Below are 13767 nucleotides of genomic sequence, written 5' to 3' on the forward strand. Positions count from 1 at the left end.
TAGAATAACTGTCACTTGATATGTTACCAGTTGTATGATAGAGTGAGGGCTGTTTTAGGTGGGCGAAGCTGCTGTACAGAACCATAAATGGATCAAACGTCTTGACTCCAACCTTCGTCACGCGAATGCGTGCGGAAAGGCAAATCACAAAACTTTTTCGATTGTGGATGTTTCCTGATCCTATTTGTTTCATCTTTAATGGAGCAGTCTAGGGATTTGTGCTATTTTTCGACAGTTGTTTGTTCGAATGCAGAGCCGCGTTACCGATGTGTCGAGAAATGTCCATTCGTTTCTTTGGAGCGTATGCTTGCAGGAGCCTTGGCGCTTGTCTTTGTCGACTGTTTGTTCAAATTTCAAATTATATAGAATGTTAGAGAAGGAATTTGTCGATAAGAGGTCGAATAGTTCCTTATGTAAGAAAGGTTGCATTGAGGAGGAAAAAATGTGAAAATCATTTTATATTTAAGCGTAGCACTCATTGCGATTGCCTTTTTCATTTTGGTTGTGTACTTAGTTAAAACATTGAAAAGAGTGCAAGATACATTGCAAAGCTTGACGAAAACAATCGAAGGAATGGAAAAGCAAGTGAATGAAATCGGGACGGAAACCTCTCAACTATTGCATAAAACGAATGCGGTAGCTGATGATGTACAGAAAAAAATGGAGATCTTAAATGGATTATTTGACAACGTCAAGCAGGTAGGAGCGACGATTCAAACGTTTAACAATTCTTTAGCTAAACAGCTGTCGAGCAATGAGCAAAAAGTCATTCAAGCGGTACAATGGGGAAATGCTTTTTTAGAAATATGGGGAAAATGGAAAAGAAGAAAAAAAACAAACTAAAAAGGAGGATGCAAGATGGGAAAAAATAACGGGAGCTTTTTGTTAGGTGCGATTGTTGGCGGGGTGGTTGGGGCTGCGACGGCCCTATTTTTCACAAGCGATAAGGGGAAAAAGTGGGTAGCAGAAATAAATGTGACAGGGAATTTGGAGCCAATGAAAACAAAGGCTACAGAATGGCTGGAAATTGCGAAAGAGAAAACAAAAAAGGTAGCTAAGCGAGTACCAGCAGCCAAAGACACGGAAAGCAACATGAATGAGCAGGAAAATGAAGGAATTGAACTGGAGACAGAAGCGATCCGGATTCCAGTGGACAACAATAAAGAAGCAATTGACAGATTATTGAAAGAAACAGAACAGGCATTGAGTGATGCGGAACAGAAAAAACAGCATCCGAATGAAGCGGAGTGAAAATGTGGGAAAACAAAAGCTTGAAACAGTAGAACAATTTGAACCAATCGTTCAAGAAGTCAAACATTTTTTGTTATTGAAACATAGCCTCACGTGCCCGATAAGCCGAGCGGCTTTCGAGGAGTACGAGAAGTTTGTAGAGGATCATCCGGAAGTGGCCACGTATTATTTATATGTGCAAGAAGCACGGCCGCTTTCCAATTACATTGCTGAGACATTCAGCGTAAAGCATGAATCGCCTCAAGCGTTGCTGTTTACAAACGGCTCTGTTAAATGGCACACCTCGCATTGGAGCATTACGTACGATGAACTGAAGCGGCAAATTATAGGCTGATCCCTTATCACTTGGGATCAGCCTATGATTTTTTGTTTATATGGATGGGCTCCCAAGTCATTTCTAATTCATCCCCCGGAGCCAAAGGTTCATAAAATGTCACTCGCTCCCCGTTTTTTAGCAACGTGAAAGTCGCTGAAGCAGACGAAGGGATATCGATTGGAACATAGTTAAAAATATCTTGAAAAATAAATGGCTCCATTTTCCTTTCGACTAGCTCCAGAGTCGATCCGTTTTCAACTTGATCCTCTTCATGAAGCAGCTGTCCGTTACGATAAACTTGCACCAAAGGTTTGGAAAGAGTAATCCACTCTCCATTAAAACGGACAGGGACGGAGTAGGTTAAACGGATTTGCTGAACGTCAGCCAGCTCGCGAAGCGTTGGTGCCGCTTGGTCTGTAAGTTCAATGATGTCGCCATCCTCAAAGCTTGATGATAACCGCGCTTCCAGCTGATTTTTATAAATAGTCCCAGCCCATGCTTTGATTTCAATAGGAGAATGATTGAGATAGACGATAAATGGTTTGAGCTTTGTCAGCCATTGAGAGAGGCTGAGATCATGCAGCAATTCCTCAATGGTTTCTGGCATTTTCAGGGTAATGATGTCGCGATCATGGACATATGTATCTAAAGAAACAGCCTGTCCGTTTTGATAGACCGCTGCTTTGATTTCATACGTGTCTCCGTTTATGGTGACGGTTTTGCGCGGCAGCTCATCGATTAATTCTCTTAATGAAATGGACACAGCTTCCCCGTCTTTCCCTTTTTCGACGAAAATATCGTCTCCATCATGAATGGAGGTGTCTAAAGCAGCTGGAATGCCGTTTTTCGTAATGAGCGGAGGTTGCCCATGTGTGCCTGGAATGGTGATCATTTGTCCGTTGACAGTGACAACAAGAGCCATTCCTGGTTTTCCGTATAGCTTATGAATGGAAATGCCGCTGGCCAGCAAACAGTCGCCAATGGTCAGCTGCTTCATGTCAAATAAGCGAACAAGCTGTCCGTTGACAGAGACGCTAACATACTTCACCGGATTTTGCTGGGATGCAATGGCAATGCCGATGGGGGTGACAAGCTCTGGCCCATGCAGATGGATGTCTGGACTGATTGTTAATTTTGGAATGGCTTCTACTCCTCGGATCGCCACGCGATGATCCGGCAATTCAAGCATTTTAGCCAGTCGTTTTGGCAATTGAGGAGTCAAGCTGCCGCCGCCAACCAACATAACGGCTTTTGGAGGCTTTCCGTTATTCAAAAGCAAGATTTCATCACTGATGGCTTGGGCAAGCCGATCAATCGCCTCGGAAATGGAGGCAACGATTTCTTCACAGTTCACTTCTGTTTCAAAACCTAAAATATCGGTGATGGTGACGGTCGTGTTTTTGGAAAGCTCGCGTTTTGTTTGTTCAGCCAATGGAAAATCTAATAAATATTGGTCTGAAATCGCTTCCGTAATCTCATCTCCGGCAACCGGAACCATTCCATAAGCCACTACGGTGCCGAGATCAGTGATAGCGATATCAGAAGTTCCGGCGCCAATATCGACGAGCGCGACGTTTAAACGGCGCATCGTAGGCGGTATCAGCACATTAATAGCTGCGATTGGCTCAAGGGTCAGCGCCTCCATTTCAAGGTTGGCGCGTTGTAAAGCCGCTAGAAGAGAATCGACCACAATTTTGGGCAAAAATGTGGCGATCACTTCAACGGCTGCTTCTGTCCCTTGCTGATCAATTAAACTGCCGATTTCTTGTCCGTCAATTTTGTAGTTCACTACAGAATAGCCTACACAATAGTAATGATGGCTTTGTTCTTGCTGCTGTGCCGCCAATTTTGCTTGTGCCTGCTGCACAGCGCTTAATTCTAAATGCGTCACATCTTCTTTGGTGATCATCGTCTTTCCGGATACCCACAACGTCGCTTCAGCCCGTTCGGTTTTTAAGGCTCTTCCAGCGGCAGCAACAGAAACGCGTCGCAACGGTCCATATTTTTTTTCCAATGCCTCTTTAATTTCTATAATGGTTTTCGAGACTGCCGGGATGTCATGAATTTGTCCGTCAAGCATGGCCCGTTCATCATGTTCTTTTGCTATCACATCGAATACTTGATAAGCACCGTTTATTTCTTGTAAAATAACCCCAATAACAGAGCGCGTTCCAATATCTAATGCAAAAATGGCTGTCTCATTGTTCACGGACAATTCACCTTCTTTTAAAATTTGTCATATGCTGCTTTATTACTTAAATGCGTTTAATTGCTAAAGTTTTTTAGTGACAATTGTATCCATTTAGATTATAATGTCTAATTAATAGAAATGTATCATATTTTTTTACTTTTATAAACCACGAAAGGATGAGAAAGCATGAGCAACGACAGATTAGACGAGTTAAGGGCAAGGGTCGACGAAGTGAACTTGCAAATCTTAAAATTGATTAATGAACGAGGCCGTCTTGTCCAAGAAATTGGGAAAATTAAAGAAACACAGGGCACTTATCGCTATGATCCAGTTCGTGAGCGAAAGATGCTCGATTTGATTCTTGAATATAACGACGGACCGTTTGAAACGGCGACGTTGAAACATATTTTTAAAGAAATTTTTAAAGCAGGCTTAGAGCTGCAAGAAGACGATCATCGCAAAGCGCTGCTTGTTTCACGGAAGAAAAAGCCAGAAAATACGATTGTCAACATCAAAGGTGAAAAAATTGGTGACGGCAATCAATATTTTGTGATGGGGCCTTGCGCAGTAGAAAGCTACGAACAGGTGGCTGAAGTAGCTAAGGCGGTAAAACAGCACGGATTAAAATTATTGCGCGGGGGAGCGTACAAGCCAAGAACATCTCCATATGACTTCCAAGGACTTGGAGTGGAAGGGCTGAAAATTTTGAAAAGAATTGCTGACGAATACGATTTAGCAGTCATTAGTGAAATCGTGACTCCTGCCGATATTGAAACAGCCCTTGATTACATCGACGTCATTCAAATCGGTGCGCGCAATATGCAAAACTTTGAGCTGTTAAAGGCGGCCGGCCAAGTAAATAAACCGGTATTGCTAAAGCGCGGACTGGCTGCAACGATCGAAGAGTTTATCAACGCTGCAGAATACATTATGTCGCAAGGAAATGATCAAATTATTCTTTGCGAGCGTGGAATCCGCACATATGAACGGGCAACGCGGAATACGCTTGACATTTCTGCTGTGCCAATCTTAAAGAAAGAAACTCATTTGCCGGTATTTGTCGATGTGACTCACTCGACTGGAAGACGCGATCTATTGCTTCCTTGCGCCAAGGCGGCATTGGCAATCGGTGCCGACGGAGTGATGGCCGAGGTGCATCCTGATCCAGCCGTTGCTTTATCAGATTCAGCTCAGCAAATGGATATTGCTCAATTTAACGAATTTATGGAAGAATTAAAATCGTTTCAGCGGCAAATGGTGAAGGCGTAAATCATGAGATCCTTCCCTTTCATCGGGGCGAATACGCGCTGGTGAAAGGGATTTTTTATTTTGGTCTTAGCTGAATAAAATACGAAAACATTTACAAATTATTTGTCAAGACGTTGCCATTGTTCCATAATGTATCGTATGATATTGCTAATATAATAAGTAGACAAGATGACGATTGTCATAAAATAGAGGTATAAGAGGAGTGGGATAAATGAATGTAACCATTTATGATGTTGCTCGAGAAGCAAATGTGTCGATGGCAACGGTATCACGAGTAGTTAATGGGAATCCAAATGTTAAGCCGTCGACAAGAAAAAAGGTATTGGAGGCCATTGAACGACTCGGCTATCGGCCAAACGCTGTTGCACGCGGGCTCGCCAGCAAAAAAACGACAACGGTCGGCGTGATTATCCCTGATATTTCGAGCATCTTTTTTGCCGAATTAGCACGAGGAATCGAAGATATTGCTACGATGTATAAATATAATATCATTTTGAGCAACTCCGATCAAAATAAAGAGAAAGAGCTGCATTTGCTCAATACGATGCTGGCAAAGCAAGTAGATGGAATCGTGTTCATGGGGGGCAATATGACGGATGAACATGTAAGCGAATTTCAGAAATCATCCGTTCCGATTGTGCTGGCGGCGACCATTGAGCAAAATCATGCGATTCCATCAGTAAACATTGACTACGAGCAAGCCGCATTTGAAGCTGTGACCTATCTTCTTGATAAAGGAAATACACGCATAGCGTATGTGACCGGACCGGCTGATGATCCAATTAATCAGAAAAAGCTGTCAGGTTATCGGCGTGCGCTTGAGGAGAGAGGAATTGCATATGATGAGGGGCTGATTATTGAAGGAGACTATTCATACGATTCGGGTATCGAAGCGTATGAAAAAATGATGGAATTGCATGATAGACCAACAGCCGTATTTGCTGGTACAGATGAGATGGCGCTTGGAGTGATTCATAGCGCGCAGGACCATGGTATTCATGTGCCAAACCAATTGGAGGTAGTTGGGTTTGATAATACCCGGCTTGCGACAATGGTGCGCCCGCGCTTAACTACGGTTGTCCAGCCAATGTATGATATCGGCGCAGTGGCTATGCGGCTGCTCACAAAATATATGAATAAAGAGCATGTCGAAAACCATATTGTTGTGCTGCCGCATCGCATTGAATATCGAGAATCAACAAAATAAACAAAGATTTTGGTGGTAGACAAAGTGAATTTTCACTTTGTCTACCATTATTTTTCTGCTTCAGAATATCTTGAAAACGGTTGGCAGACAAGGAATGTCGCCAAATATGAAATTTCATAGGCTTTGCTTCATGTTGGGACGTTGGTTGCGAATGGGATAAAGCGCTTTCTCGACAGTCAGAGCGTTTTTTTCAGTAATTTCTCCCTTGCGTGGAATGGGCGGATACAATCCTTCTGGATCGTCCCATGCTTCAGGAAGCGGAACAGGAGAGTACGGCTGCCATTTTTCAAGCCATGCTTGCGGGAGATTTCCTGAAATGTTTGATTGTTCAGTCATTTCAAGCCAAATGAATGACCATGCTCTTGGTACGACGCGCCAAATATCGTAGCCGCCTCCACCGACGGCAATCCAGCGGCCGTCACAATATTGATGAGCGATTTCATGAGCCAGCCTTGGGATCTCACGATAAGTTTTCGTTGTGACAGATAGATGAGTAAGCGGATCGTAGTAGTGGGCATCGGCCCCATTTTGTGTCAAAATGACATCTGGCTTAAAAAAATCAGCGATTTCTCGCAATGCTTGCGTGTAAGCATCAAGCCATGATTCATCCTCGGTAAACGCATCGACGGGAATATTAAATGAGAACCCATATCCCTTTCCGTGCCCCCGCTCTGTAATGTTTCCTGTTCCAGGGAACAAATATCTTCCCGTTTCATGAATGGAAAACGTACAGACATTCGGATCGTCGTAAAAGGCCCATTGTACTCCGTCGCCATGATGGGCATCCGTATCCACATAAAGAACGCGAAGCCCATAGCGTTCTTGAATATATTTAATCGCTACCGCACTATCATTATAAATGCAAAATCCCGATGCTTTACCGCGAAACCCATGGTGGAGTCCTCCGCCTAGGCTTAAGGCGTGGACAGCTTTTCCTGATAATACATAATCCACAGCTGTTAACGTCGCTCCTACTAGCAAAGCACTTGCTTCATGCATATTAGGAAAAATAGGGGTATCCTCTGTCCCCAGTCCGTAATTCAGGGCGATCTCATCTGTTAATTTTCCTTGTCCAGCCGCTTTAACGGCTTCAATGTAAGCACGGTCATGAATCAATTCCAGTTCCTCATCTGTGGCGATGCGAGGTGAAATAATTTGTTCGTCTTCTAAAGCATCGATAGCTTGGAGCAAATCATAAGTGAGTTTAACGCGCAATTGATTAAATGGATGGTCATCGTTGAATTTGTAAGTTTGAAATGCATCTGAGTATACGAACACACAATCCTTCTTCATGATGAAACCCCCGGTAGGTTTGGCCATAGAACCGTGTAGCCTGCGTTTTTTAAATCAGCAATAATTCCGGTAGGATTCATGGTTTGAATGCGGAATACAAGAATTTTGTAGCGTTCATCGCTATCTGGATAGACAAGGACGCTGGAAATATTCATATTTCTTTTCGCAAAGACCGCTGCTACTTCGCTTAGTATTCCGCTATAATTAGGTACCTTGACTTCGATCTGTGATCCAGGCTGATGCGCTCCTGTCAGTTGTACAAGCGTGTACAGCAAATCCGTTTCAGTCACCATTCCTACTAATTTTCCATCTGTTTCAATCGGTAAACAGCTAATTCGGTGCTCATAAAATAACGCCGCAATTTCTTCTACAAAATCAAGAGGGTGGCCTGTAATCACATCTGTTTTCATCAGCGTGCTAATCGGTTTTTCAAAGTCTTCTAAATGTTCATGGGCATGGAAAATAGAAGGGCTTGCATCACGAATATCACGGTCTGTCACAATGCCCAAGATGCGCTGTTCTTCATCGACGATCGGAATATGGCGAATGCGCTTCTGCTTGACTAGGTTGATCGCATCTGTGATCGTACTGTTTGGATGAAGTGTGAAGATGTTTGTTTTCATAATTTGTTCAACAATCATACCTTCTCCCCCTTTGTTTGCTGATTTAATACATAAAACGGTTCATAAACCGAAGGCGATCGAACTTTTGAATGGATTCCTGATCGACTCGTTTTCCAATGCGGGCCATAAGGCAGTTAGCCGGATGCGAGCAGATTTCAGGATCATCAGTCGCATACCAGACAAGTCCTCCAGCATTCATCATTTTCTCCATGATTTTACGATATTCCCACACATTCAGTCCGGTTCTTTTTAAATCCCAATGCCAATAATATTCTGTCGTGATGATAATATAATCTTCCATTGCATCATCCATCATCGAAACAATAAGCAAGTTTTTGCCCACTTGATAGCCGCGGAATTCAGGAATGACCTCGATGGCCCCCAGTTCGATCAAATTGCTCATGTTACCCTCAGACCAGCGCTCAAGCGGATCAGGATAAAGAAATGTGACGTAGCCGATAATGGTGTGATGATGGCGGGCGATGATAATCCTTCCTTCAGGAAGGCAAGCAATCTCGATCAGTGCTTTATGCTGTTGCTCTGGCTGTCGGAATGCGGTTAAGTCATGGTGAAATTCATAGGCTGCTAGCTTTTCGGGCGGCACCGGCCCTTCGATGATCAGCGTGCCTCTTGGAGTTTTTAGTTCTTTGGCATTATATGTTTTTTTATGTTCCATTCAGTCACCACCTGGTTATCTTTTCTCACAGTTCCATTATACATGAAAAAAAGAAAGATAAAGCGTTTTCAAAAAAACTTCAAAAAACTTTGTTTTTAAAGTTAATTTTTTAAAAATTGAGAATTTATATGAGTTATACTATAATGGAAATGTAATCATTTACATAAGGGGGAAATAGGGGAATGAAAGTGGAAACGCTATCAGTCATACAAGGGGAGCACAATTTAGCCAATTATGAGGAAACCTATCGAAATTTTGATTGGTCAGAGGCTGAAAAAAATTTTTCATGGTCGGAAACAGGCCGTGTAAATATGGCTTATGAGGCGATTGACCGCCACGTAGAGACATTCCGGAAAAATAAAGTCGCACTTTATTATCGAGATGCTTCGCGCGAGGAAAAATATACGTTCAAAGAAATGAAAGAATGGTCGAATAAGGCAGCCAATGTATTCAAACAAGTCGCTGAAGTAGAAAAAGGAGATCGCGTCTTCGTTTTTATGCCGCGTTCGCCAGAGTTGTATTTTGCTGTTCTTGGAGCAATCAAAACAGGAGCGATTGTTGGGCCGTTATTTGAAGCGTTTATGGAAGGGGCTGTTCGCGATCGCCTGGAAGACAGCGAAGCGAAGGTCATTGTCACCACTCCGGAATTGCTGCCGCGCGTTCCTGTCAATGAGCTTCCGGCCTTAAAATATGTTCTGTTAGTGGGAGATCAAATTAAAGAGGAAGGTCCATATATCGACTTCAAAAAGCGCATGAATGAAGCAAGCAAGCATTTTGACGTTGAATGGGTGGATCGGCAGGATGGATTGATTTTGCACTATACATCTGGCTCTACCGGAAAACCGAAGGGCGTCTTGCATGTTCACAATGCGATGATCCAGCATTATCAAACAGCGAAATGGGTGCTTGATTTACAAGAGGATGATGTATATTGGTGCACGGCGGATCCGGGATGGGTAACAGGAACCTCTTACGGAATTTTCGGCCCGTGGCTCTGCGGTGCTTCCAACGTGATTATCGGCGGACGCTTCAGCCCGGAAATATGGTATCAAACAATCGAGGATTACGGCGTGACGGTTTGGTACAGCGCTCCGACGGCTTTTCGAATGCTGATGGGAGCAGGAGATGAAATTATTAAAAAATTTGATTTGAGCTCACTTCGTCATATCTTAAGCGTAGGAGAACCGCTTAATCCGGAAGTAGTTCGCTGGGGATTAAAGGTATTTCATCGCCGCATTCATGATACGTGGTGGATGACAGAAACGGGTGCACAGCTCATTTGCAATTATCCGTGTATGGAAATCAAGCCTGGATCAATGGGTAAGCCGATTCCTGGAGTAACAGCGGCGATCATTGATGATCAAGGGAACGAATTGCCTCCTTATCGCATGGGGAACCTGGCAATCCGCAAAGGTTGGCCGTCCATGATGAAGGAAATTTGGAACAATCCGCAAAAATATGAATCCTATTTTATCGGGGATTGGTATGTGTCAGGCGATTCGGCATATATGGATGAGGACGGTTATTTCTGGTTCCAAGGACGGATTGATGATGTGATTATGACATCAGGAGAGCGCGTAGGGCCGTTTGAGGTAGAAAGTAAGCTTGTTGAACATCCGGCTGTTGCTGAAGCAGGCGTCATTGGAAAGCCTGATCCAGTGCGAGGAGAAATTATTAAAGCTTTTATTTCGTTGCGCGATGGCTATGAGCCGTCTGAGGAATTGATTGAAGATATTCGTCTTTTTGTCAAGAAAGGATTAGCGGCTCATGCGGCTCCGCGGGAAATTGAGTTTCGTGATAAATTGCCGAAAACACGAAGCGGCAAAATCATGCGCCGCGTGTTAAAAGCATGGGAATTGAACTTGCCGACAGGAGATTTGTCGACGATGGAAGATTAATGATGATAGCAAAAACGGCTGACGCGAATATTCGGTCAGCCGTTTTTCGTTATTACGTATAAAATGTATCTATGGTGCATCCTCTGAGGCAGGAGCCGAGGAGGATGGTTTGGTTGTTGTTGGTGTTTCTGCCGGCTTCATCTGTTTGACAGCCATATTGGAAGGAGAGGATTCCTTTCCAGCAATATCAACGGCCGTGACATAATAAACACCAGAGCCTAATCCATCGTTAAAGGATAGCGGCTGGCCGGCTCTAATAGCTGCGACCATTTGGAACGGAGCACCTTCATGAACCGCTCGGTATATTCGATACCCGATGACATCAGGTTCACGGAGGGCAGACCATATCAATGTTTGATTGGACCAGCGTGCTGTAGGGGAATCCGGCCGTTTGCCATTCTCTTTTAATTCTCCAGCTGCTGTATAAGAATCTGGAAACAGCTTTGCAGCATCTGCTTCCTTAATACCGAGCTTGTCGAGCATCTGCTTGCTTAATATAATTCCATCTTTTGTGAATTCTTGTGGCGTTGTAGCAAGTGCTACATAACGCTTTCCATTGATTTCAACAAAGCGTCCGTTTGTTAAGGAGCGATCCTCTTCTCTTGGTGTAAACTTGGTGTTATATAAATCATAGCGTACTAATCCAGCTTTTTGGCAGCTGTCTGATGGAACAAGTCCGGATACCGAGCAATAGGCACGGCGGACAATTCCACCTGGCATATTGAACCGTTGCTTTGGAGCAATCAAGCTTGGCTTGACATCGTAAGCTGCATTCATTAGCTGTGCCCAGAGCAACAAGTTTCGTTTACTGTAAGAAAGCCCTTTATATGTTTGTTCCAATGGAGCAGGTGTGTCATAGCCCATCCAAACGCCAAACGTGACGTTAGGGTTAGTAGCGACAAACCACGCATCCTTATTGTCTTGTCCCGTCCCTGTTTTTCCCGCCCAGTCAGCTTGAAATTTTAAAAATGACGGAAGGGATGCCGCTGTACCTTGGCGAATAACATCGCGCATCATATCGATCATTAAATAGGAAGTTTGCGGCGAGAAGACGGGAACAGGAGTGCTATGATGTTGATAGACGATTTCCCCGTTTTTAGCGACGATTTTTTCAATTAAATAAGCATCGACAAACGCTCCAGAGTTGCCGAAGGTCGCATATGCATTCACGTTCTCTTCGACCGTTACCCCTTTTGTTAAAGCTCCGAGAGCTAACGAGAGGTTGGAGGCATCCGATTGGGTCAGGCTGGTAAATCCCATTTTTTCTAAATAGGCGATCGGCCGTTGATGAATTGTTCTCATGTAGGTTCTGACAGCCGGAATATTGTAGGAATACTGCAAAGATTGTCGCACGGATACAAGCCCGTGCGTACGGCGATCGGCGTTTTTCGGACGATATGGGCCGCTCGGTGTCGAAACGTACAGCTCTACATCGGGAATGACAGAACCAGGCTGAACAACCCCCATTTCCATAGCTGGCGCATAAACTAAAAGCGGTTTCATTGTTGAGCCATTTGAACGATAGGCTTGCGTCGCATGATTTAATTGCTGGCGGTGGTAGTCTCGACCGCCGACAAAACTGATGATTCTTCCTGTTTTATTTTCAATGAGCATGGCTCCAACTTCCACCGGTTCGGTCTTCTGAACGGTTTGCCCCGCTTGATTGGTTTCTGTTCTGATCACGTCATGACCGAAATACGGATACTTGGCGACGATCGATTGCATGCGATCGTAAATATCTTTATCAACGGTCGTATAAATATCGTATCCATTTTGCCGCAGTTGCTTTTCTGCTTTCGCTATATATTCCTGATAAAGGGGAGCATTGTTTTGTAAATCTTTTTTCTCATAACCATCTTTTTGCGCTAAAACAGCTGCTAAAATATCTTTTGATCGCTGTTCGATCTCCATTGTAAGCCATGGATATTTTTCAAATGGCGATGGCTGCGGCGGTGCAAAATGTTGTGCAATCTTATATTTCAAAGCCTCTTCGTATTGGCTTTGAGAAATATAGCCTAATCTTTTCATTCGCTTTAATACAAATTTCATTCGTTCCAGAGCTGGAGAAAGATCCTTTTTTACTTGCCCATCGCTCGTAAACGGAGTGTAACCGAATGGGCTTTGTGGAAGACCTGCCAAAAAAGCGGCCTGCGCCAAGTTTAAATCTTTTGCGTCAATGCCAAAAATCCCTTTTGCCGCTGCTTGAATGCCGGCAACATTGCGACCGGATGAATTTCTCCCGAATGGAACCACATTTAAATACGCTTCTAAAATCTCTTCTTTTTTGAAAAAGTGTTCAAGTCGGAGGGCAAGCAAAATTTCTTTGGCTTTGCGTTCAAAAGATACCTCGTTTGTCAAAATTTGATTTTTGACAAGCTGTTGTGTCAGCGTGCTGCCGCCTGTGCGCATGGAGGAATTCGTTGCTTCTTGAAACAAAGCGCGCGCAATTGCTTTTGGAACTACGCCGCGATGCGTATAAAAGTATTCATCCTCTGTAGCGATAATCGCTTGAATAACATAGGGGGACACCTCTTTTAACGACACTTCCTCTCTCTCTAAATCGGAACGGAAGCTGCCTAAGTATACCTGATTAGCAAAATAAATATGGGTCGTTTCTTCATAGTTGTAAATATCCTTTTTCATTTCTTTATACGATGGAACCGGCATATTTTTTACTAAAGAGGCAAAGTAACCAGCACCGACTCCGAAAGCAAAGCAGGCAGCGCAAATAAGCAAAATAATGAACACAAGAAAAACATTCCACACAATTTCATACGTGATATATAGGTTTCGCAACGCTTTTTGCAGGGAAAACGGTTGTCTTGGCTGTTCCATGTTTGCCTCCATAAAAATCAAGTATGTCTTAAAAAATATGTGAATGTTCCAGTATAAGTTGAGCATGTCGCAATATGGACGCTTCAACATTTATCCTTGTGTGAGCAGGTGATGACCGGCTTGCCTTTCGACCGTGAGTTTTTGGTTTCGTGCAGCACAAGGACAACGGGTGAGCCGATTTGACCTTACGCCACAAGCATGCTAATGA

11 protein-coding genes are annotated in these 13767 nt (G+C 43.6%); 6 read left to right on the forward strand and 5 right to left on the reverse strand.

Features of this window, described 5'->3' with window-relative positions:
* The first annotated feature begins 444 nt into the window (after positions 1 to 444).
* The 3 genes from GFC28_RS16310 to ytxJ are packed head-to-tail and all read left to right on the forward strand — an operon-like array spanning position 445 to position 1585.
* Positions 445 to 843, forward strand: a complete 399-nt coding sequence (locus GFC28_RS16310; protein ID WP_044745901.1) for a DUF948 domain-containing protein — start codon at positions 445 to 447, stop codon at positions 841 to 843.
* Positions 844 to 858: 15 nt separating this feature from the next.
* Entirely contained in the window at positions 859 to 1251 is a 393-nt protein-coding gene (locus tag GFC28_RS16315) for a YtxH domain-containing protein (RefSeq protein ID WP_044745902.1), read from the forward strand.
* A 4-nt stretch (positions 1252 to 1255) separates the two neighbouring features.
* Positions 1256 to 1585: a bacillithiol system redox-active protein YtxJ gene (gene ytxJ / locus GFC28_RS16320; RefSeq protein WP_044745903.1), complete on the forward strand. Its 330-nt coding sequence runs from the start codon at positions 1256 to 1258 to the stop codon at positions 1583 to 1585.
* A gap of 22 nt (positions 1586 to 1607) precedes the next feature.
* On the opposite strand, the gene GFC28_RS16325 is transcribed toward ytxJ, so the two are convergent.
* Positions 1608 to 3776, reverse strand: a complete 2169-nt coding sequence (locus GFC28_RS16325) for a cell division protein FtsA (RefSeq protein ID WP_044745904.1) — start codon at positions 3774 to 3776, stop codon at positions 1608 to 1610.
* Positions 3777 to 3944: 168 nt separating this feature from the next.
* Between GFC28_RS16325 and GFC28_RS16330 the strand changes: the two genes are divergently transcribed.
* Positions 3945 to 5027, forward strand: a complete 1083-nt coding sequence (locus GFC28_RS16330; RefSeq protein ID WP_044745905.1) for a bifunctional 3-deoxy-7-phosphoheptulonate synthase/chorismate mutase — start codon at positions 3945 to 3947, stop codon at positions 5025 to 5027.
* A gap of 211 nt (positions 5028 to 5238) precedes the next feature.
* Positions 5239 to 6234, forward strand: coding sequence for a catabolite control protein A (ccpA, locus tag GFC28_RS16335; protein ID WP_044745906.1), 996 nt, complete (start codon positions 5239 to 5241; stop codon positions 6232 to 6234).
* A 114-nt stretch (positions 6235 to 6348) separates the two neighbouring features.
* Here ccpA and GFC28_RS16340 read toward each other — a convergent pair whose 3' ends face one another.
* Genes GFC28_RS16340 through GFC28_RS16350 form a run of 3 tightly spaced genes read right to left on the reverse strand, consistent with a single transcriptional unit; the run spans position 6349 to position 8826 of the window.
* Positions 6349 to 7527, reverse strand: coding sequence for an acetoin utilization protein AcuC (locus GFC28_RS16340; protein WP_044745907.1), 1179 nt, complete (start codon positions 7525 to 7527; stop codon positions 6349 to 6351).
* Entirely contained in the window at positions 7524 to 8168 is a 645-nt protein-coding gene (locus GFC28_RS16345) for an acetoin utilization AcuB family protein (protein WP_044745908.1), read from the reverse strand. The genes GFC28_RS16340 and GFC28_RS16345 overlap by 4 nt, the downstream gene beginning before the upstream one ends.
* Before the next feature lie 25 nt (positions 8169 to 8193).
* Positions 8194 to 8826 carry a GNAT family N-acetyltransferase gene (locus tag GFC28_RS16350; RefSeq protein WP_044745909.1) on the reverse strand — a complete coding sequence of 211 codons (633 nt, stop codon included), beginning with the start codon at positions 8824 to 8826 and terminating at the stop codon, positions 8194 to 8196.
* 182 nt (positions 8827 to 9008) lie between these two features.
* Between GFC28_RS16350 and acsA the strand changes: the two genes are divergently transcribed.
* The gene (gene acsA / locus GFC28_RS16355) at positions 9009 to 10724 is read left to right on the forward strand and encodes an acetate--CoA ligase (protein WP_044745910.1); all 1716 of its coding nucleotides are present in this window, start codon (positions 9009 to 9011) and stop codon (positions 10722 to 10724) included.
* Positions 10725 to 10793: 69 nt separating this feature from the next.
* Here the strand turns inward: acsA and GFC28_RS16360 are convergent, their stop codons facing one another.
* Entirely contained in the window at positions 10794 to 13559 is a 2766-nt protein-coding gene (locus GFC28_RS16360; protein ID WP_044745911.1) for a transglycosylase domain-containing protein, read from the reverse strand.
* Positions 13560 to 13767: the final 208 nt, after the last annotated feature.

The sequence above is a fragment of the Anoxybacillus sp. B2M1 genome (assembly GCF_001634265.1).
Taxonomy (GTDB): Bacteria; Bacillota; Bacilli; order Bacillales; family Anoxybacillaceae; genus Anoxybacteroides; species Anoxybacteroides rupiense.